The following is a 20,078-nucleotide window of genomic DNA, read 5'->3' as shown; positions in this document are numbered from 1 at the left end:
CGGGTGGACAGGAAGCGTCTTCGCCCAAGGACGGGCAACGTCCGCGGGCCCGCACTCGGGCGCGCGGTCAACGACGACGTCCGGACCGGCTTCGGCCGCCAGCGCGGTGGATCCTCGCGCCTGGTCGTCGGGCTGCTCGTCGCCACCTCGCTGACCGTGATCACCGTGGATGCCGCCAGCGACGACGGCTCGCCGCTCGACCCGGCGCGTACGGCGGTGGGCAACGTGATCGGTCCGATCGAGGCCACTGCCGCGACCGTCGCACGTCCGGTGCGGGACACGCTGGCCTACTTCAGCTCCAACCACGACCTGCGCGCCGACGTGGCCCGCCTCTCGGCCCAGAACTCCCAGCTGCGCTCCGAGGTCGAGCAGGCACCGCTGGACCGCAACCGGCTGCGCGAGCTCGACGGGCTCACCGCGACCGCCAACGAGACCGGCTACGCCCTCGTCGCCGCCCGGGTGGTGGGGATGGGCCCGATGCAGTCGTTCTCCCGCACGGTCACGATCGACGCCGGGACGTCCTCGGGCATCCGCCCGGACATGACCGTGCTCAACAACGACGGGCTCGTCGGCCGCGTGATCAGCGCCACCCGGCGCACCGCCGTCGTGCTGCTCGTCCTCGACACCGACTCCGTGGTCGGTGGCCGGCTCGGGTCCAACATGGAGATCGGCTTCCTGCGGGGCCGGGGGGTCACGGGCAACCGCGGCCGCCTCGACCTGGACCTGGTGGACAACTCGGTCTCCCCGGCCAAGGGCGATGTGGTGGTGACCTGGGGGAGCCAGAACGGCGTTCCCTACGTCGCTGGGATCCCGATCGGCAAGGTCGAGTCGGTGTACTCCACGCCGCGCGAGCTGGCCAAGCACGCCGTGATCGACCCGTTCGTGAACTTCACCGCCCTCGACGTGGTCGGGGTCGTCGTACCCCGTGCCACCAAGGGTGACCGCCTCGTGATCAACGGCGGCACCGCGGAAGCCGGCAAGAGCGAGGACGACCGATGAGCCTCGCCCGCGCCGGTCTCGTCGGCGGAGTCGTCGTGCTGGCGGTCATCCTCCAGGTGGCCGTGTTCAGCCTGTTCTCGGTCAACGGGGTGGTGCCCAACCTGGCGCTCGTGGTCGTGGTCGCGGCCACGGTCGCGCGCGGCCCGCAGTTCGGCGCCACCGTCGGGCTCGTCGCGGGCCTGCTGCTCGACCTCGCCCCGCCGGCCGACCACGTCGCCGGCCGCTGGGCGCTCGCACTCGTGCTGGCGGCGATCCTGGCCGGCCGCGTGCGCGCCGACGCCCAGCGCAGCCCGCTCGCGGCCCTGGCCACGGTCGCGGTGTGCTCGTTCGTCGCCACGTCGGTCTTCGCGCTCAGCGGGGTCGTCCTCGGCGACCACGCCCTGCCCGTCTCGGAGATGCTCCAGGTGATCGGGATCGCGCTGCTCTGGGACATCGTGGTGGCCCCGCTCCTGCTCCCTGGGCTGATGGCGCTCTTCGAGCGCTCCCGGACCGCCGAGCTGGCGTACCGAGGATGACTCGTCTGATGGCCGCTGCGCGGATCCGTCCCAACGCCTCGCAGAAGAGCCGGTTGCGGCTCTTCGTCGTCCAGGCGCTGGTGCTCTCGCTGTTCCTGACGCTGTTCGCGCGGCTGTGGTACATGCAGGTGCTCACCGGCGACGCCTACCGCGTGCAGGCCGCCCAGCAGTCGGTGCGCGACGTGGTGGTGCAGCCCGCGCGTGGCCTGATCGTCGACGCCATGGGCCGTCCGCTCGTCGCCAACCGCAGCAGCTGGGTGGTCAGCGTCGACCGCACCCTGCTCGGCAAGCTGCCCGAGGACGTGCGCGCGCAGACGCTGGACAAGCTCGCCGGGGTCGTCGGGGTCGAGGTCGACGCCATCGAGGCCCGGATGCTGCTGTGCGGCCAGCCCGACTCCAAGCGCGGGACCTGCTGGAACGGCTCGCCGTACCAACCGGTGCCGGTGGCGCGCGACGTCCCGCAGAAGATCGCGGTCAAGGTGCTCGAGAAGTCCGAGGACTACCCCGGGGTGCTCGCCCAGCAGGAGAGCGTGCGCGCCTACCCCGCGCCGTACGGCGTGAACGCCGCCCACCTCCTCGGCTACCTCAGCCCGATCACCGAGGGCGAGCTCGACGAGGCCGGCAAGGACGACGACACCTCGGTCAACGGTGCCTCGGTGGTCGGCCGGGCGGGCGTGGAGAAGGCCTACGACACGTGGCTGCGTGGTGAGCCCGGCTACAAGAAGGTCGCTGTGGACTCGATGGGCCGCGTGCTCGGCGACTCCGGCGAGACCGACTCCACCCCCGGAAACACGCTGGTCACCTCGATCGACTCCAAGGTGCAGTCGTTCGTGGAGAAGCAGCTCAACGAGACGATCAAGACCGCCCGGGCCACCACCGACACCGTCACCGGCCGCAAGTACGCCGCGGACAGCGGCGCCGCGGTCGTGCTCGACGCGAAGACCGGCCGCGTGGTCGCGATGGCCAGCCAGCCCACCTACGACCCGGAGGTCTGGGCGGGCGGCATCAGCAGCAAGGAGCTCGAGCGGCTCTACTCGGAGTCGACCGGCACCCCGTTGCTCTCGCGCGCCACCCAGGGACAGTTCGCGCCCGGGTCCACGTGGAAGCCGATGATGACCGCCGGTGCGCTGGAGAACGGCTACTCCAAGAGCTCCACCCTGGCGTGCTCCTCGGGCTTCCAGGTCGGCAACCGGGTGTTCAAGAACTACGAGTCCGGCGCCTACGGCTCGATCGGGTTCGCCAAGGCCCTCGAGGTGTCCTGCAACACGTTCTTCTACCGGATCGGCTACGACTACTGGCGCAAGTACGGCACCGACGTCGCCGACGTCGACGCCAAGGACCCCCTGGTCGCGATGGCGAAGAAGTTCGGCTTCGGGAAGGTCACCGGGATCGACGTACCGGGGGAGGCCAGCGGCCGCATCGCCGACCGGAAGTGGAAGCTCGCCTACTGGGAGTCGATGAAGAAGTACTACTGCAAGGTCGGCAAGGAGGACGGCAACGACTTCCTGCACCGGTTCGCGCGCGAGTTCTGCCTCGAGGGGTTCGCCTACCGGGCCGGTGACGCGGTCAACTTCGCGATCGGCCAGGGCGACACCGTGGTGACCCCGCTCCAGCTCGCCCGCGCCTACGGGGCGATCGCCAACGGCGGCACGCTCTACGAGCCCCGCGTGGCCAAGGCCATCGTCAGCCCGGAGGGCAAGCTGATCAAGGCGTTCCCGCCCAAGGTCCAGGCGAAGGTCCCGGTCAAGAAGGAGTACCTCAAGTTCATCGACGACGCGCTCAAGGGCGTCTCGACGACCGGCACCATGGCCTGGCGCCTGACCGAGTTCCCGCTGGACAAGGTCAAGGTGCGGGCCAAGACCGGTTCGGCCGAGGTCTACGGCAAGCAGTCCACCTCCTGGGTGGCCTCCTACACCGAGGACTACGTCGTGGTGATGATGGTCAGCCAGGGCGGCACCGGTTCGGGCACGTCGGGCCCGGCGATCCGCAAGATCTGGGAGCACCTGTACGGCGTCAAGGGCACCGCCGTGAAGCCGTCCAAGGCAGCGATCCCGGGGACCACGAGCCCGCGTGAGCTGCCGACCTTCGCCCAGGACGGCTCGATCCTGCCGCCCTCGCCGAAGGGGGGACAGTGACCACTCTCCTGCCACCGGGCCGCACCACCGTCAGCCGCAGCCGCGTCGTCGTACCCCGCCTGGACTGGATCCTGGTCGGGGCGGCAGCCGCGATCGTGGCGATCGGGACCCTGTTGGTGTGGTCGGCGACCGCCAACAACGAGTCGCTGACCGGCGGGGACCCCACGGCCTACCTGCACAAGCACCTGGTCAACCTGATGATCGGCCTCGTGCTCGCGGCCGCGGTGATGGCCACCGACCACCGATGGGTGCGCATCGTCACCCCGTTGGTCTACGTCGGCTCGATCATCGGCCTGCTGCTCGTCCTCGCGATGGGTACGACGATCAACGGGTCGCGCTCCTGGCTGATGATCGGGGGACTGTCCATCCAGCCCGCGGAGTTCGCCAAGCTCGCGGTGGTGATCGCGATGGCGATGGTGATCGCCGAGCGCACCGAGAACTCCCGCAGCCGCCAGATCGGGTCGGTCGACATCGCCCTGCTGGGCACGATCGCCGGCATCCCCGCCGTGCTGATCATCCTGCAGCCGGACCTCGGCACGATGCTGGTGCTCACGGCCACGGTCTTCGGGGTGCTCGCGGTCGCGGGCGTGCCGCGCCGCTGGCTGGTCTCGCTGTTCACCGCGGGCGTGGCCGTCGCCGTGCTCGCGATCTCGCTGGGCCTGCTCAAGCAGTACCAGATCAACCGGTTCATGGCGTTCACCGATCCCGGGCTCGACCCCCGCGGGGCCGGCTACAACACCACCCAGGCGCGCATCGCCATCGGCAACGGCGGCCTGTTCGGCCAGGGCCTCTTCGAGGGGTCCCAGACCCGGTCCCGGTTCGTGCCCGAGCAGCACACCGACTTCATCTTCACCGTCGCGGGGGAGGAGCTCGGCCTGATCGGCGCCGGGGCCCTGATCCTGCTGTTCGCGGTGCTGCTGTGGCGCGCGCTGCACATCTCGATGCACGCCGACGACATGTTCGGCCGGGTCGCCGCCGCCGGGATCGCCTGCTGGTTCGCCTTCCAGACCTTCCAGAACGTCGGGATGTGCCTGGGGATCATGCCCGTCACCGGGGTGCCGTTGCCGCTGGTCTCCTACGGAGGATCCTCGATGTTCGCCTCGATGATGGCGGTCGGGCTGCTGCTCAACATCGCGATGCGCGGCAGCGCGGGGTCCAGGCCGCGCTAGCCGCCTCGGGTCAGTGGGGGATCACTGGGCTCTGGATCACTGGGCTCCCGATCACTGGGCCTCGGGCAGGGTGAAGCTGAACCTCGCACCGCCGTCGGCCTCGGTGCTGGCCGAGATCTCGCCGCCGTGCAGCTCGACGATGCGCCGGGTCAGGGCCAGGCCCAGCCCGGTGCCCGCCGAACGCCCCTCGACCGCGCCGCGGTGGAACTCCTGGAAGATGTTCTCCTCCTGGCCCTCCGGGATGCCGATCCCGCGGTCGACGATGTTGACCCTGATCCAGCCGGACTCGTCGTCGGGGGCGGAGCTGATCTCGATCCACGGGGCCCGGTCGGCCGGCGTGTACTTGATGGCGTTGCCGACGAGGTTGTCCAGGAGTTGGCGCAGCAGCCCGGGGTCGGCCGCGACCTGGTGGGACAGGGCGACCACGAAGCGCGGTTCGTCGGCCTCCACCCAGTGCGCCCGCCTGCTTGCGATCACCTCGGTGGTGACGTCCTCCAGCTTGACCGCCTCGGGACGCAGCTGGCCGTTCTGCACGACGGTGTAGTTCAGCCAGTCCTCGATCACCTGGCGCATCCGCCTGCTCGCGTCCCGCGCCTTGGCGACCGCGTTGTCGACGACGTCGCGCTGGTCCTCCTCGGTCCCGCCGTCCTGGACGACCTCGAGCCACCCGTCGAGGACCGTCAGCGGGCCGCGCAGGTCATGGGCGACCATGCCGGCGAAGTTGCTCAGCTCGCGCAGGCGGGCCCGCTGGGCGGTGACCTCGTGCAGCAGCAGGATGCTGGAACGATCCGGTGCCTGCCCGAGTGGCTGCGCGGTCACCTCCAGGATCCGGGGGGCGGCGTCGGTCCCCACCCGCACCTCGACCGGCCTGGACTGGCCCTGGGCCCGGTGGTTCTCGAACAGGTGCCTGGTCAGGATGGCGTCGTCGAGCGGTCCGCCGTCGGGGCTGCTGAGGCCGAACGTGCCGGTCCACGACTCGGGGGTCTGGGCCGGCAGGGGCCGGCCCAGGAGCTGGCGGGCAGCCTGGTTGAACATCGAGACCTTGGAGTCCCCGACGATGATCACGCCGTCGGTCATGGAGTTGAACACCGTCTCGAGGACCTGCCGCTGCTTCTCCGACTCCTTGCCGTTGCGGTCGAGCTGGTCGATCAGGATGCCGCGCTGCTCACGCATCAGGGTCAGCAGCAGCAGGAAGCCGGTGCTGGCGATGATCAGCAGGTCGACGATCGAGGAGGCGGGCAGTACGCCGTCGTACCCGAACCGGGCGTTCTGGGGGAGGTAGGTCATCACCGCGGAGAGCAGCGCCACGGTGATGGCGAGGTAGCCCGTGCCTCGGACCGTGAGGGTGAGGCCGCCCCAGACGCTCGGGACGATCAGCAGCCAGGACAGCGGCAGCGACGGGTCGTAGTAGGTGCCGTAGACGCACACCACCGAGGTGACCGCGAGCGCGACCCGGTTCAGCACCGAGCTGGCCGGGAGGATCGTGGAGCGCCGGCCGTAGAACATCACCATGAACGTGACGCCGCCCACGAAGCAGAACACGGTGTTGCGCAGCACCCACCACAGCAGCACCTCCGAGGGCAGCTCGGTGGGGGAGAGGAGCGGGAAGCCGCCCAGCAGCCCGAGCAGCAGCGAGGTGCCGACCGAGGCGTAGAGCAGGGCTGCGACCTCGCCGGGGTTCTCGGGCGCCCACCCGGGGTGGCTGAGGCGGCGGCGGTACCACCAGGTCATCAGCAGTGGCTGGCCGACACCGGTCAACGCGAGCCAGACCGCCATCGGCGGGGAGTAGCCCATCGCGGCAGCCGTGCTCGCGAAGATGGCGAACATGGCGGTGAGCGTCGCGACGACCACCCCTCTGCCTGCGAACCAGATGGTGCTCAGCAGCACGAAGCCGACGCCCCCCGGGGGCCACACCTCGGCGATCCGGGGGTCGACGTCGCGGCTGTCCAGGCCCAGGAACGGGGCCACGCAGTAGCACGCGAACGCGAACCCGAAGTAGGGAGCGGCTTGGCGAAACGACATGGCCGAGTGTGCGTGCGCACCAGTGTGCGGACGCTCCACAGGATCTTCCAGGTCGTCGCGTACCATTTGCCCTTTTCTGTCCGGACTCAGTCTAGGCTGCCAGTCGGTGCCCTCGTCCGGTTATCAAGGATCAGGGGATCGATCGACTCGGCGTCCCTGGACCAGTCCCTGGACCAGCACCGGTCGCATCGGATCCGCCCCGGCTCGGACGGGCGTGGTCAGCCACGGGGGAGCGTGACCGTGATCGTGGTGCCCGGCCCCTCGTTGCGGGCCGCGCTGATCTGGCCACCGTGCCGGCGCACGATGCGCTTGCACAGGGCGAGCCCGAGTCCGGAGCCCTCGTAGGTGCCGACCACGCTCGACGCGCGCCGGAAGGGCTCGAAGACCGCGACCTCCTCGCCCTCGGGGATCCCGATGCCGGCATCGACGACGTAGAGCCGGACGCAGTTCTGGTCGTCGCCGCCGGCGAAGCTGCGCACGGTGACCGCGGGTCGTTCCCCCGGAGCGGTGTACTTCACCGCGTTCCCGATCAGGTTCGCCAGCAGGTGCCGCAGCAGGGTCGGGTCCACCAGCACGGTGTGCGGGGTCCGTACGACGAAGTCGACCCCCGGGAACGTGGCGGCGATCGAGTCCACGCAGGGCTGGAGCGGGATCGACTCAGGCTGCACGACCCCTTCGCGGGCGACGTTGTAGGTCAGCCAGTCCTCGATCTCGCGAGACATCCGGTCGGTGGCGTGACGGCCGCGCTGCAGTGCTTGCAGGGCCAGCTCCGGGTCGCCGTCGAGCGCGTCCTCGGCCACCTCCATCCAGCCGGTGACCGCGGCGAGCGGGCTCTTCAGGTCGTGCGCCGCGACGGCGGCGAAGCTGGCCAGCTCCTCGATGCGCTGCTGCTCGGTGGTGACGTCCCGGACGATCGCGACCACGCTGTCGGACCCGGCGTACTGCACCGGGGCCAGCTGTACGGCGAGGATGCGCACGCCGTCCTCGGAGCCGTCACGGTGGAAGGAGTAGGTGAACGCCGGGTCGGCCTCCTTGCGGTCCAGCCAGCGGCCGGGCTCCGCGGTGAGCTTCTCGCGCCCGAGGATCTGCAGGGCGGCCGAGTTGTGCAGCTGCACGACGCCGTGGGTGTCCATCAGGACCAGGGCCTCGTTGATGGACTCGAACACGGTCCCGAGCAGGCCGGCCTGGTCGAGCGCCTCCTGGCGACGGCGCACCACCTCGCCGGCGAGGTGGGCACGCTGGTCGCGCACCAGCGAGAGGAGCAGCACCACGAACACGAAGGCGGCCATCAGGCTGTCGAGCAGGAGCACGTTGGGCAGGTCGGAGGTGCCGTAGGTGTCCTTTGCCGCCGGGATCGCCTGGGCGATCACCACCGCGGAGGCACCGGTGAGGCTGTACGCCGCTGAGGTCCACGGCCCCAGGCTCAGCCCGGCCCAGATGGCCGGCAGCATCACGATCCAGGTCAGCGGGTACTGGTCGAAGGTGAACACCGCGCCGATGCACAGGGCGGTGACCACCAGCTGCAGGTAGACGTCCATCAGCCGGGTGGGAATCGCCTCGGTCCGTGGGCGGCGCTGGATCAGGAGCATCACGCAGGCACTGCCGACGAAGACGTACGCCGTGCTCAGCGCCGTCCACCAGAACAGGTCGAAGGCGGAGCTGTTCAGCCAGACCTCGGGGGTCGGGCCGAGGGGGATGACCACCACGGCGCCCACGGCGCTCGCGAGGAGCAGGTCGACGATGTCGCTGGGGCGGTGCGGGGTGAGGTTGTCGTCGCCGATGCGCCACCGGTAGAACGCCAGCGTGGCGCCGGCCTGCGCCACGGTGGCGACCGCCACCCGTGCCGAGATCAGGCCGTCGCCCTCGAGGGCGACACCCGTCCACAGGTGGACCAGCAGGGCCAGCCCCACGGTGAGGCCCAGCATCTGGTTGCGCTGGACCCGGACGGGCCAGAGCCAGGCGAGCGCCAGCCACAGGAACGTGATCAGCCCAGCGGCGTGGATCGAGGTGATCGAGGCGACCTGCAGCGCGGGTAGTTGCTGCAGTACGAGCGACCCAGGAGTGAGCACCAGGCACACCAGCCACAGTGACCACATCGCCCGTACCGAGAGGCGTCTCGAAGGACGCCAGGCAAGGGCATGGTCAGCCACCCGGTTCCCCCTTCGGCTTTGGGTTGGGAAGGTACACCGGTCGGGACGTAGTCTTGTTACCTCCCCCTCAAGTGGAAGGTTCAACCATGCCCGTCCCACCTGGTGAATCTGTCTTCGCCACCCTCGAGCCGCACCTGGCTCGGGTGCAGAAGCCGATCCAGTACGTCGGTGGCGAGCTGAACTCGGTCTCGAAGTCCTGGGCCGAGACCGACGTCCGCTGGGCCCTGATGTACCCCGACGCCTACGAGGTCGGACTGCCCAACCAGGGCGTCCAGATCCTCTACGAGGTCCTCAACGAGGCCGAGGGCGTGCTCGCGGAGCGCACCTACTCGGTGTGGCCCGACATGGAGGCGGTGATGCGCGAGCAGGGCATCCCGCAGTTCACCGTCGACGGCCACCGCCCGGTGCGCGGCTTCGACCTGTTCGGGATCTCGTTCTCCACCGAGCTCGGCTACACCAATATGCTCACCGCGCTCGACCTAGCCGGTATCCCGCTGCACGCGGTCGACCGCACCGAGGACGACCCGGTCGTGCTCGCCGGTGGTCACTCGGCGTTCAACCCCGAGCCGGTCGCGGACTTCCTCGACGCCGTCGTGCTCGGGGACGGCGAGGAGATCGTCCTCGCGATCACCGAGGTCTTCCGGGAGTGGAAGGCCGAGGGGCGTCCGGGCGGCCGCGACGGGGTCCTGCTCCGCCTGGCTGCCAGCGGCGGTGTCTACGTCCCGAAGTTCTACGACGTGAGCTACGCCGACGACGGGTCCCTGCTCGGGACCCGGCCCAACCGGCCCGGCGTACCCGACCGCGTGCGCAAGCACACCTTGATGGACCTCGATTCCTGGCCCTACCCGCGCAACCCCCTGGTGCCCCTGGCCGAGACGGTGCACGAGCGGTTCAGTGTCGAGATCTTCCGCGGCTGCACCCGTGGCTGCCGGTTCTGCCAGGCGGGGATGATCACCCGCCCCGTCCGCGAGCGCTCGATCACCACGATCGCGGAGATGGTGGAGAACGGCGTCCGCAAGTCCGGCTTCGAGGAGGTCGGCCTGCTGTCGCTCTCCAGCGCGGACCACTCCGAGATCGGGGAGGTGGCCAAGGGGCTGGCCGACCGCTACGAGGGCACCAACGTCTCCCTGTCGCTGCCGAGCACGCGCGTGGACGCGTTCAACATCACCCTGGCCAACGAGTTCTCCCGCAACGGGCGCCGCTCCGGGCTGACGTTCGCGCCCGAGGGCGGATCGGAGCGGATGCGCAAGGTGATCAACAAGATGGTCACCGAGGACGACCTGATCCGCACGGTCTCCGCGGCGTACTCCCACGGCTGGCGGCAGGTGAAGCTGTACTTCATGTGCGGCCTGCCCACCGAGACCGACGAGGACGTCCTGGCCATCGCGGACCTGGCGAAGCGGGTGATCGCCGAGGGCCGCAGGGTCGCCGGGCACAACGACATCCGGTGCACGGTCTCGATCGGCGGGTTCGTGCCCAAGCCGCACACGCCCTTCCAGTGGGCCTCGCAGCTCGACGTGGAGACCACCGACGACCGGCTGCGCAAGCTGCGCGAGCTGGTCCGCGCGGACAAGAAGTACGCCCGGGCCATCGGGTTCCGCTACCACGACGGCAAGCCCGGGATCATCGAGGGACTGCTCTCCCGCGGCGACCGGCGCGTGGGCCGGGTCGTGGAGCAGGTGTGGCGTGACGGTGCCCGCTTCGACGGCTGGAGCGAGCACTTCTCCTACGACCGCTGGATCTCGGCGGCCCAGACCGGGCTGGCCGGCACCGGCGTGGACCTCGACTGGTTCACCACCCGTGAGCGGACCTACGGTGAGGTGCTCCCGTGGGACCACCTCGACTCGGGTCTCGACAAGGACTGGCTGTGGCAGGACTGGGAGGACGCGCTCGACCCGGACTCCGTCGACGTCGAGGACTGCCGGTGGACGCCCTGCTACGACTGTGGCGTGTGTCCTGAGATGGGCACCGACATCCAGATCGGGCCCACGGGGCAGACCCTGCTGCCGCTCAGCGTGGTCTGAGCGCAGCTCCCGTTCTCGCAGGCGACCCCTCCGCGTCAAGGGTCGATTCTGTGCGGGATAGACCGGAAACCGGACAATACGGTTCGTAGAGTCCGGGCGAGTCCGTTATCAGTAGCGTCTGCTCCACCGGCGTTTCCCCCCTGGCCGTCAATCGGGCCGTGCGTCCGCCGGTCCGGCGCCTCGATAGGGAGTCTGCTCGTGCACACGCTCAACCGAACCCTGTTCATCCTCACTGCCGCCGGAAGCGCTCTCGCAGCGACCGCCGGCACCATGGCGGTGGCCACCCCGGCCGCACGTCCTGCTGACAACGCCCCCGGCCAGCGGGTCCTGGCCTCCGGCGTGGGAGCCCCGTTCCAGATCGCCCGCCGCGGGAAGACGGTGTTCTACGCCGACGGCATGGCCGGCAAGATCATGAAGGTCACCAAGCGAGGTCCCAAGCCGGTGCGCAACGTGCCCAACGTCTCGGGGGTGGAGTTCTCGAAGAACCGCAAGGTGATGGCCGTCGCGCACGGCGGCGGTGGCCCGGCGACGCCCACGGCGCGCGTGAGCCTGTTCCGTCGTGGCAAGGCTCCCGTCGTGGCAGAGGTCGGCCGCTACGAGCTGAACGTGAACCCCGACAAGTCCGTGACCTACGGGGTCCGGGGCGCTGCCAGTGCCGCGTGCCGGACCCAGGTCGAGTCCCTGAGCGGTGGGCCGGCGACGTACACCGGCATCAAGGACGCGCACCCCTACCAGCTGGCGGCGCTGCCCGGCGGCGCGTTCGCCGTGGCCGAGTCCGGTGGCAACGCCATCCTGCGGGTGGGGGCCAAGGGACGCATCTCCACGATCGCGGTGCTGCCGCCGCAGCCGATCACCCTCACGGCTGCCCAGGCCGGCGCCCTCGGTGCGCCCGCTTGTGCCGGGGTGACCTACGCGTTCGAGTCGGTCCCCACCGACGTGGAGCGGGTCGGCAAGGCGCTGTGGGTGACCACCCTGCCCGGTGGTCCGGAGAGCCCGGCACTCGGCGCTCGGGGATCGCTCTACCGGATCAAGGGCGGCTCGGTCACCAAGATGGCGACCGGGTTCCTGGGGGCGACCAACCTCGCCTCGGTCCGTGGGCGCTTCTACGTGACCGAGCTGTTCAGCGGCAAGGTCACCAAGCTGGGCAAGGGCGGCCGCTTCACCAGGTACACCGTTCCCGGGGCCGTCTCGGTGGAGGCCACGCGCAAGCACCTCTACATCGGCGCCATGGGATCGGGCCCGTCGGCACCGGGCAAGGTCGTCCGGCTTCCGCGCTGACCGGCTGACTCACACGCGGTCGCGTCCGGCTGCGTCGAGCTCGTCCTCGACGTACGCCGGACGCGACACGGCCAGGGCCACCCCCAGCTGGGGGATGTTGAGCGCCAGCAGCACGATCAGCGGCACGGTCCAGCCGCCGGAGGCGTCGTGCAGCACCCCGACGGCCAAGGGCCCCGCGGCGGCGATCAGGTAGCCGGCAGCCTGGGTGAAGCCCGAGAGCGCCGCCGTGCCGCCGGGCGTTCGTGCCCGCAGGCCGATCAGGGTGAGGATCAACGGGAACGTGGTGGTGCCGACCCCCACGAGAACCGCCCACAGCACCGCTCCGGCGTGCGGTGCGAATACCAGGCCCAGGTAGCCGACCGGGAAGCAGACCATCACCGCGCAGATGAGCGCGGTCTGGTTGTAGGAACGGGCCACCAGCGTCGGGATGATGAACGACAGCGGGATGCTCACCCCGGTGATCACGCCGAGCAGCAGTCCCGCGTCGTGGGCCGAGAAGCCGGCGTCGCGGTAGAGCTCCGCGAACCAGCCGAAGATCGAGTAGGCCTGCAGTGACTGCAGGCCGAAGAAGATCGCCATCAGCCAGCCCAGGCGCGTCCTGGCCACGTCCAGGAGCCCGATCCGGCTGGGGACCTCCTCCGGCTTGCGGTCGTGGGCGATCAGCGCGAGCCAGGGGAGTACGGCGATCGCGGCGGTCAGCGACCACACCAGCAGCCCCGTGCGCCAGCCGTCCCCGGCCTCGCTGGCCGGGACCGTGAGCACGGAGGCGGCGGTGAGGCCGATCGCGAGCGCGGTCGAGTAGATCGAGGTGAACAGCCCGATCCGGTGGGGGAAGTGCAGCTTGACCAGGGACGGCAGCAGCACGTTGGCCGCGGCCATCCCGGCCAGGGCGAGCAGCGAGAGGGCCAGGAACGGCCACGGCGAGGACACCGTGGCCCGGCCGAGCAGGCCGCCGACGAGGCACAGCAGCGCCACCAGGGTGAGCCGGTGCACCCCGATCAGCCTGGCGCCGCGGGGAGCCAGTGCACCGAAGATCGCGAAGGCGAGGACCGGCAACGAGGTGAGCAACCCGGTCTGGGTCGCCGACATCCGCAGGCCGGCGCTGATCTCGCCGAGGATCGGCCCCACGCTGACCGCCGCTGGGCGCAGGTTGAACGCGAGGGCGACGACGCCGATGACCACGAGCGCCGACTGCGCCTTGCCGCGAGAGGTGAGGCTCACGTCGTCATCGTGCCCCAGCGCTCCCTCGCCGGGCGCACGGGCCTCGCCCGGGCGGGGCGACTGGCAGGATCGGCCCCATGCTCGAAGTCACCGACGACCAGCGGCGCGCCCGGCTGGGGACCCGGCACGGCCTCGCCCGACGGGCCACCTCGGTCGAGCAGGCGGTGGAGCAGATGACCTGCCTGCATGCCACCGAGCCGGCCAGCGTCTACCTCTCCGCCTTCGCCCGGGCCGAGACGACCCGGGCCGACATCGACCGTGCCCTCTACGAGGACCGCACGGTGGTCAAGCAGCTCGGGATGCGGCGCACCCTGTTCGCCTTCCCCCGTGCCCTGCTGCCTGCGGTCTGGGGGAGTGCCGCCGACCGGGTTTGCTCCCAGATCCTCGCCCGGCTGGCCAAGGAGGTGGAGCAGAACGACATCGCACCCGATGGCGCTGCCTGGGTGGCGCTACGGATCGAGGAGGTGCTCACCTGCCTCGCGGAGCACGGACCGGCCACGACCGCCGAGCTGCGTGAGCGCCTGCCACCCCTCTCGCTGCGGCTGGAGACGAGCCCCGGCAAGAAGTACGGCGGTCACTTCCCGATCGCCCCGAGGCTGCTGGGCGCGGTCGCCGCCAGCGGCCGGATCCTGCGAGGAGTCAACGAGGCAGGCTGGAACGTCAACCGGCCGCGCTGGTCGCTCACCGAGCAGTGGCTGGGCGAGCCGCCGCAGCGCCTGGACCCGGCGGCGGGGTATCGCGTCCTGGTCGAGCGCTGGCTGCGCACGTTCGGGCCCGGGACCGAGGCGGACCTGGTCTGGTGGCTGGGTGCGACCAAGGGCGCCGTACGCCGGGCGCTCGCCGACCTCGGCGCCGTGGAGGTCTCGCTCGTCGAGGGGGTGGGCTACCTGCTGCCCGACGACCTGGACGACGTCGCGCCGCAGGAGCCGTGGGCGGCCCTGCTGCCGGTGCTGGACCCGACGACGATGGGGTGGAGGCGGCGTGGCTTCTACCTCGACGACGCCGACGTGGAGCACCTCTTCGACACGAACGGCAACGCGGGCACGACCGCCTGGTGGAACGGCCGCATCGTCGGCTGCTGGGTGCAGGACCCCGACGGGGTGGTCTCCGTCCTGCTGCCCCACGACGTCGGCTCCGAGGGCGTGCGCGCCCTCGAAGCGGAGGCGGAGCGGCTGACCCGGTGGCTGGAGGGCCAGCGCGTCGGCACCGTCTACCCGTCCGCGCTGATGAGGTCCGCGGCGGCCACGTAGGGTTCTGCGTGTGCGTGAACAGCCAGAGCAACAGGCCCCTCCGGTGCAGCGGCTGAGGATCCACTACGCCAAGCGCGGACGCCTGCGCTTCACCAGCCACCGCGACTTCAGCCGCGCCTTCGAGCGTGCCGTCTTCCGTGCCCGGGTGCCGATGGCGTACTCGTCGGGCTTCAACCCGCACCCGCGCATCTCCTACATGGGTGCGGCGCCGATGGGCTCGGCCAGCGAGGCCGAGTACGTCGAGATCGCGCTCGCCGAGGTGGTCGACCCGGCCCGGGCCCACGCCGACATCGACGAGGCGCTGCCCGACGGGCTCGACGTGCTCGAGGTCGTGCCCAGTGCCGGGGGCTCGCTGGCGGACCTCCTCGAGGGCTCCTGGTGGCGGCTCTCGCTGCTCGACACGCCCGTGGAGGAGGCGCGTGCAGCGGTCGAGGCGCTGCTGGCCACCGACGAGGTGATCGTGGAGCGGATGACCAAGAAAGGCCTGCGCAGCTTCGACGCGCGCGAGGCGATCCTGTCGCTGTCGGTCTCAGATGAGGTCTCGGCAGAGCGGTCGTGTGCGATACTCGACGTGGTCTTGCGTCACGGCTCGCCGTCCGTGAGACCCGACGACGTTCTCGCCGCTCTTCGTGAGACGTCCGGTCTTCGTGTCACCGCGGCCCTCCAGCAGCGGTTGGCGCAGGGGCCGGTCGATCATGAGGACGGCACGGTGGGTGATCCATTGACACCCGACCGCGACGCGGCTGGTCAGTGAAGGTGACAGCTTCACAGACGTGACGGCCCTGCGACCGCGGTTGGTGGCTCAGGGCAGCCCAGCGACGCGATGGCGCGGAGGGGTCGCCGCCGACCGAAGGCTTTGGAGTACACCGCAGCGAGAAGCTCGTCGCGGCGTACCCCCGACCAGCACCGTTGCCAGGGTGGGAGCCCACAGCAACGTGCACGAGGAGCTCACCAGTGCTCGACAACGAGAACACCACCCCCTCCGGCGAATCGGCACCAGCCGGGATGCCGGTCCAGGACCCCGGTCCGGCCGCTGAGGCGCACGACACGCCCGAGGTGACCGGCACCGCCGACTCCGGCGGCCAGGGGGAGACCCCGGCCGAGACGCAGCCGGAGGCTCCTGCCGAGACGCAGCCGGAGGCCCCGGCGAAGAAGGCCGCTGCCAAGCGGACCACGAGGGCGCCGGCAAAGAAGGCGACCGCGAAGAAGGCGGCCGCCAAGAAGCCCGCCAAGGCCGTCGCGCAGGACACCCCGGAGCAGGCCGACACCGGTGCGGCCGACGAGACCGCCGACGTGGCGGTGGACGCGCCGATCGAGGCGCCGGCCGAGAAGCCGAAGAAGAAGGCTGCGGCCCCGCGGAAGCGGGCGGCCGCCAAGCGATCCGCACCGGTGGACGAGGGCGCGCCCGAGACGACGGACGCCCCGGTCGCTGCGGCAGCCGACCAGGACACCAGCTCCGACGCGGCCGAGACGAACCAGGCTGCCCCCGCGGTGGCCCCGGTGCTGTTCAAGGCTCCGGAGCCCACGACCGCGCCGGCCCGCAAGCGCACCACCCGGAAGGTCTCCGCCGCGCGCCCTGCGCAGGAGACCACCGCCGAGGAGACCAGTCCCGGGACCACCGAGGACGAGACCGGCGCGCAGTCCGCCGACGACACCGACACCGTCGACCCGGCCGCGACCGCGGCCGAGTCGACCGGTGATGAGTCGGCCAAGGACTCCGACGAGGGTCAGGGCCGGGGACGTGGCCGCGGCCGCGGCCGCGGCCAGGGCGGCAACCGAGGCCGGGCCGGACAGGGCGCTGCGAGCGCCGAGGGCGCCGAGAGCCAGGGCGACCAGAGGGACCAGTCCGACGAGGGCGACCAGGCCGACCAGGGTGACCAGAAGGGCAAGTCCGACCAGAACGGCGAGTCGGGCCAGGACGACCAGGACGAGCGCGACGACGACTCGGGTGACGGCGAGGGCGGCGCACGTCGTCGTCGCCGCCGTGGCGGCCGTCGCCGTCGCAAGCCGTCCGACGGGGACAACGCCGAGAACGGCGAGGACCAGTCCGACGACTCCGACTCCGACTCCTCCGACTCCTCCGGCGACGCCGGGGACTCGGACTCGGACTCCGACTCCGAGTCGGGCAACGGCTCGCGTCGTCGTCGTCGTCGCCGCCGTACCGGCGAGGACGGGGACGGCTCGGAGGACACCGAGAACACTTCCCCGAGGGCGCGCAAGCAGCGCAACCCCGAGGACGAGATCACCAGCATCGGCGGCTCCACCCGTCTCGAGGCCAAGAAGCAGCGCCGCCGCGAGGGCCGCGAGGCCGGGCGCCGACGTGCCCCGATCGTCAGCGAGGCCGAGTTCCTCGCCCGGCGCGAGGCCGTGGACCGGGTGATGGTGATCCGGCAGAAGGACGACCTGACCCAGATCGGCGTGCTCGAGGACAAGGTGCTCGTCGAGCACTACGTCGCCCGCGAGTCGCAGACCTCGCTGATCGGCAACGTCTACCTCGGCCGCGTGCAGAACGTGCTGCCCTCGATGGAGGCGGCGTTCGTCGACATCGGCCAGGGCCGCAACGCGGTGCTCTACGCCGGCGAGGTCAACTGGTCGGCGGTCGGTCACAAGGACGGCCAGCAGCGCAAGATCGAGTCGGTGCTCTCCTCCGGGCAGACGATCCTCGTCCAGGTCAGCAAGGACCCGGTCGGGCACAAGGGCGCCCGGCTCACCGGCCAGGTCAGCCTTCCCGGCCGCTTCCTGGTCTACGTCCCGGACGGCAACACCTCCGGGATCTCCCGCAAGCTCCCCGACACCGAGCGCAACCGGCTCAAGTCGCTGCTCAAGGAGATCGTGCCCAACAGCGCGGGCGTCATCGTCCGCACCGCCGCGGAGGGCGCCTCGGAGGAGGAGCTCACCCTCGACGTGGAGCGGCTCACCGCTCGCTGGGCCGACATCGAGGAGAAGGTCAAGGCCGGGAAGTCGCCGCAGCTGCTGTACGGCGAGCCCGACCTCACCCTCAAGGTCGTCCGCGACCTGTTCACCGAGGACTTCACCAAGCTGGTCGTCCAGGGCGACGACGCCTGGGACCTGGTCAGCAACTACGTCTCGCACGTGGCCCCGGACCTGCAGGACCGGCTCGAGCGCTTCGAGCCGCCGGCGGACGCCTCGGAGAAGCAGTCCGACCTGTTCTCGGCCTACCGGGTCGACGAGCAGATCGCCAAGGGCCTGGACCGCAAGGTCTGGCTGCCCTCCGGCGGTTCGCTGGTGATCGACCGCACCGAGGCGATGACGGTCGTCGACGTGAACACCGGCAAGTTCACCGGTTCGGGCGGGAACCTCGAGGAGACGGTCACCAAGAACAACCTCGAGGCAGCCGAGGAGATGGTCCGCCAGCTCCGGCTGCGCGACATCGGCGGCATCATCGTCATCGACTTCATCGACATGGTCCTGGAGTCCAACCGTGACCTGGTCCTGCGCCGGCTGGTCGAGTGCCTGGGTCGTGACCGGACCCGGCACCAGGTGGCCGAGGTGACCTCGCTGGGGCTCGTGCAGATGACGCGCAAGCGGATCGGTACCGGCCTGGTCGAGGCGTTCAGCACCGAGTGCGAGCACTGCAAGGGCCGCGGCCTGGTGCTGCACGACCACCCGGTCGCCTCCGGCCCGCGCGCCGACGACGACGAGCGTGGTCGTGGGCGTGGCCGAGGTGGCCGCAACCGCGGACGCGGCGACTCCGGCTCGGGTGGGAACAGCGGGGCCGGTGGCAACGGGTCCGGCAACGGCTCGGGCAAGGGCAGTGAGAACGGTGGCGGCACCCCCGCCATCCCCGTCACCCCGACGCCCGCGGACCTCGCGCGGTCGCGGCCCCCGGAGAAGACGGAGTCGGGCCCGGAGTCGAGCCCAGAGCCGAGCCCAGCGTCGAGCACTGCCGACGGGTCCTCCGCGGACGCCCCGGTAGCGCCCGCCAAGGTCGACACGGACGCCAAGGTCGACACGGACGCCGACTCGCACGCCGCCCCCGCCGTGGAGCAGCCCCAGAAGCGCGAGAAGCAGGCACCGGCGACGCCCGCGGCACCTGAGAAGGTGACCGAGCCGGTCGCCGAGAACGTGACCGAGCCGGCCCCCGAGAAGGTGACCGAGCCGGTCGTCGAGAAGGCCGCTGACAAGGTGGCGGAGCCGGTCGCCGAGGAGGCTGCCGAACCGGCTGCCGAGACAGCACCGACGCCCGCGGTCCGGGTGGTGACGAGCACGCGCCGTCGTACGGCACGTCGTCCCGCCGGCCCGCCCAGCCCCGTGGGTGAGACCACCCCCGGGCCCGGTGCCGGTCAGGAGCCGGCTCCGGCGGCGCCGCACGCCGGCAGTGACCAGGGTCACCAGGGTGACGATGGACACCAGGGCGAGGCGGAGAACGGCGAGCACGAGGGCGACGAGGGGGAGTCCGGCACCGGGATCTCGCTCTCGCACGTGCCGATCAAGCGCAAGGGATCGCGCAAACGCTGAGGTGATCGAGCCGCCAACCGCGGGGAGAGAGCGTGGACCAGCCGATCTGGCGGGCCCGTTTTGACCGTGCGGCCAGCGAGCCCGTAATGTTGACCCTCGGTGTGCTCGTGCGCACCCCAACCCTCTGCGCGGATCGCGCCCCCGGCTAGACCCGGGTGGCTCGTGCGCGGAGGCAGACCAGGATTTTTTCCAGACGTTGAAGACCCGAGGAAAGTGAGAACGCCGTGTACGCAGTTGTGCGCGCTGGCAGCAAGCAGCAGAAGGTTGCTGTGGGCGATGTCATCGAGATCGACAAGATCGACACCGGTGTGGGCGAGTCGCTGACGCTTCCCGTGGTCATGGTCGTGGACGGGGACCAGGTCACCGCCACCGGGCTGGACAAGGCCGGCGTGACCGTCGAGGTCCTCGGCGCCGCCAAGGGTCCCAAGATCGTGATCCAGAAGTTCAAGAACAAGACCGGCTACAAGAAGCGCCAGGGGCACCGCCAGAAGTACACCCAGGTCAAGGTCACCGACATCAGCGTCTGACTCCCGCATCGCCCATCAGCTAAAGGACAGAACACATGGCTCACAAAAAGGGTGCAGCGTCGACCAAGAACGGTCGCGACTCCAACTCCCAGCGTCTCGGTGTCAAGCGCTACGGCGGTCAGCTCGTCAACGCCGGCGAGATCATCGTGCGCCAGCGCGGCACGCACTTCCACCCCGGCTCCGGCGTCGGCCGCGGCGGCGACGACACGCTGTTCGCGCTGGTCGCGGGTGCTGTCGAGTTCGGCACCAAGCGCGGCCGCCGCGTCGTGAACATCGCCCCCGCAGGGGAGTGACGCTCGCGCGGGGAGG

Annotated in this window: 14 protein-coding genes; 11 read left to right on the top strand and 3 right to left on the bottom strand. The window is 70.7% G+C overall.

Features of this window, described 5'->3' with window-relative positions; genetic code table 11:
- Positions 1 to 3: 3 nt before the first annotated feature.
- The 4 genes from mreC to rodA are packed head-to-tail and all read left to right on the top strand — an operon-like array spanning position 4 to position 4,818.
- A complete protein-coding gene (mreC, locus tag AC4BGB_RS05170) occupies positions 4 to 999 on the top strand; it encodes a rod shape-determining protein MreC (protein WP_490545343.1) in 996 nt (331 codons plus the stop codon).
- Positions 996 to 1,514, top strand: coding sequence for a rod shape-determining protein MreD (gene mreD, locus AC4BGB_RS05165; RefSeq protein ID WP_490545341.1), 519 nt, complete (start codon positions 996 to 998; stop codon positions 1,512 to 1,514). Before mreC ends, mreD begins: the two co-directional genes overlap by 4 nt.
- Positions 1,511 to 3,649, top strand: coding sequence for a penicillin-binding protein 2 (gene mrdA / locus AC4BGB_RS05160; RefSeq protein WP_490545339.1), 2,139 nt, complete (start codon positions 1,511 to 1,513; stop codon positions 3,647 to 3,649). Before mreD ends, mrdA begins: the two co-directional genes overlap by 4 nt.
- Positions 3,646 to 4,818, top strand: coding sequence for a rod shape-determining protein RodA (gene rodA, locus AC4BGB_RS05155; protein ID WP_490545338.1), 1,173 nt, complete (start codon positions 3,646 to 3,648; stop codon positions 4,816 to 4,818). Before mrdA ends, rodA begins: the two co-directional genes overlap by 4 nt.
- A gap of 51 nt (positions 4,819 to 4,869) precedes the next feature.
- On the opposite strand, the gene AC4BGB_RS05150 is transcribed toward rodA, so the two are convergent.
- Both AC4BGB_RS05150 and AC4BGB_RS05145 read right to left on the bottom strand, forming a co-directional pair.
- The gene (locus tag AC4BGB_RS05150) at positions 4,870 to 6,840 is read right to left on the bottom strand and encodes a sensor histidine kinase (protein ID WP_490545336.1); all 1,971 of its coding nucleotides are present in this window, start codon (positions 6,838 to 6,840) and stop codon (positions 4,870 to 4,872) included.
- A 218-nt stretch (positions 6,841 to 7,058) separates the two neighbouring features.
- Positions 7,059 to 8,936: a sensor histidine kinase gene (locus AC4BGB_RS05145; RefSeq protein ID WP_490545334.1), complete on the bottom strand. Its 1,878-nt coding sequence runs from the start codon at positions 8,934 to 8,936 to the stop codon at positions 7,059 to 7,061.
- 140 nt (positions 8,937 to 9,076) lie between these two features.
- Here AC4BGB_RS05145 and AC4BGB_RS05140 point away from each other — a divergent pair, with 140 nt between their 5' ends.
- Complete coding sequence (locus tag AC4BGB_RS05140) at positions 9,077 to 11,014, top strand: TIGR03960 family B12-binding radical SAM protein (protein ID WP_490545332.1); 1,938 nt, start codon at positions 9,077 to 9,079, stop codon at positions 11,012 to 11,014.
- 198 nt (positions 11,015 to 11,212) lie between these two features.
- On the top strand, positions 11,213 to 12,292 hold the full coding sequence (locus tag AC4BGB_RS05135; protein WP_490545331.1) for a ScyD/ScyE family protein: 1,080 nt from the start codon (positions 11,213 to 11,215) through the stop codon (positions 12,290 to 12,292).
- 9 nt (positions 12,293 to 12,301) lie between these two features.
- Here the strand turns inward: AC4BGB_RS05135 and AC4BGB_RS05130 are convergent, their stop codons facing one another.
- Positions 12,302 to 13,513, bottom strand: a complete 1,212-nt coding sequence (locus tag AC4BGB_RS05130; RefSeq protein WP_490545329.1) for an MFS transporter — start codon at positions 13,511 to 13,513, stop codon at positions 12,302 to 12,304.
- Between the two features lie 77 nt (positions 13,514 to 13,590).
- Here AC4BGB_RS05130 and AC4BGB_RS05125 point away from each other — a divergent pair, with 77 nt between their 5' ends.
- The 5 genes from AC4BGB_RS05125 to rpmA all read left to right on the top strand — a co-directional run bounded on the left by AC4BGB_RS05125 (position 13,591) and on the right by rpmA (position 20,062).
- Positions 13,591 to 14,763 carry a winged helix DNA-binding domain-containing protein gene (locus AC4BGB_RS05125; protein WP_490545327.1) on the top strand — a complete coding sequence of 391 codons (1,173 nt, stop codon included), beginning with the start codon at positions 13,591 to 13,593 and terminating at the stop codon, positions 14,761 to 14,763.
- A gap of 10 nt (positions 14,764 to 14,773) precedes the next feature.
- The gene (locus tag AC4BGB_RS05120; protein ID WP_490545325.1) at positions 14,774 to 15,517 is read left to right on the top strand and encodes a TIGR03936 family radical SAM-associated protein; all 744 of its coding nucleotides are present in this window, start codon (positions 14,774 to 14,776) and stop codon (positions 15,515 to 15,517) included.
- Between the two features lie 200 nt (positions 15,518 to 15,717).
- A complete protein-coding gene (locus AC4BGB_RS05115) occupies positions 15,718 to 19,242 on the top strand; it encodes an Rne/Rng family ribonuclease (protein ID WP_490545323.1) in 3,525 nt (1,174 codons plus the stop codon).
- Positions 19,243 to 19,466: 224 nt separating this feature from the next.
- Positions 19,467 to 19,769: a 50S ribosomal protein L21 gene (gene rplU / locus AC4BGB_RS05110; protein WP_490545321.1), complete on the top strand. Its 303-nt coding sequence runs from the start codon at positions 19,467 to 19,469 to the stop codon at positions 19,767 to 19,769.
- 35 nt (positions 19,770 to 19,804) lie between these two features.
- On the top strand, positions 19,805 to 20,062 hold the full coding sequence (rpmA, locus tag AC4BGB_RS05105) for a 50S ribosomal protein L27 (protein WP_490545319.1): 258 nt from the start codon (positions 19,805 to 19,807) through the stop codon (positions 20,060 to 20,062).
- Positions 20,063 to 20,078: the final 16 nt, after the last annotated feature.

The sequence above is a fragment of the Nocardioides sp. Z30_9 genome, from assembly GCF_058215735.1.
Note: the sequence above shows the minus strand (reverse complement) of the source record. Positions and strands in the feature narration are given on the sequence as shown.

Coding starts and splice junctions, on each gene's coding strand:
- mreD (WP_490545341.1), top strand. CDS start 996: ATGAGCCTCGCCCGCGCCGGTCTCGTCGGCGGAGTCGTCGTGCTGGCG.
- mrdA (WP_490545339.1), top strand. CDS start 1,511: ATGACTCGTCTGATGGCCGCTGCGCGGATCCGTCCCAACGCCTCGCAG.
- AC4BGB_RS05150 (WP_490545336.1), bottom strand. CDS start 6,840: ATGTCGTTTCGCCAAGCCGCTCCCTACTTCGGGTTCGCGTTCGCGTGC.
- AC4BGB_RS05145 (WP_490545334.1), bottom strand. CDS start 8,936: ATGTGGTCACTGTGGCTGGTGTGCCTGGTGCTCACTCCTGGGTCGCTC.
- AC4BGB_RS05140 (WP_490545332.1), top strand. CDS start 9,077: ATGCCCGTCCCACCTGGTGAATCTGTCTTCGCCACCCTCGAGCCGCAC.
- AC4BGB_RS05125 (WP_490545327.1), top strand. CDS start 13,591: ATGCTCGAAGTCACCGACGACCAGCGGCGCGCCCGGCTGGGGACCCGG.
- rpmA (WP_490545319.1), top strand. CDS start 19,805: ATGGCTCACAAAAAGGGTGCAGCGTCGACCAAGAACGGTCGCGACTCC.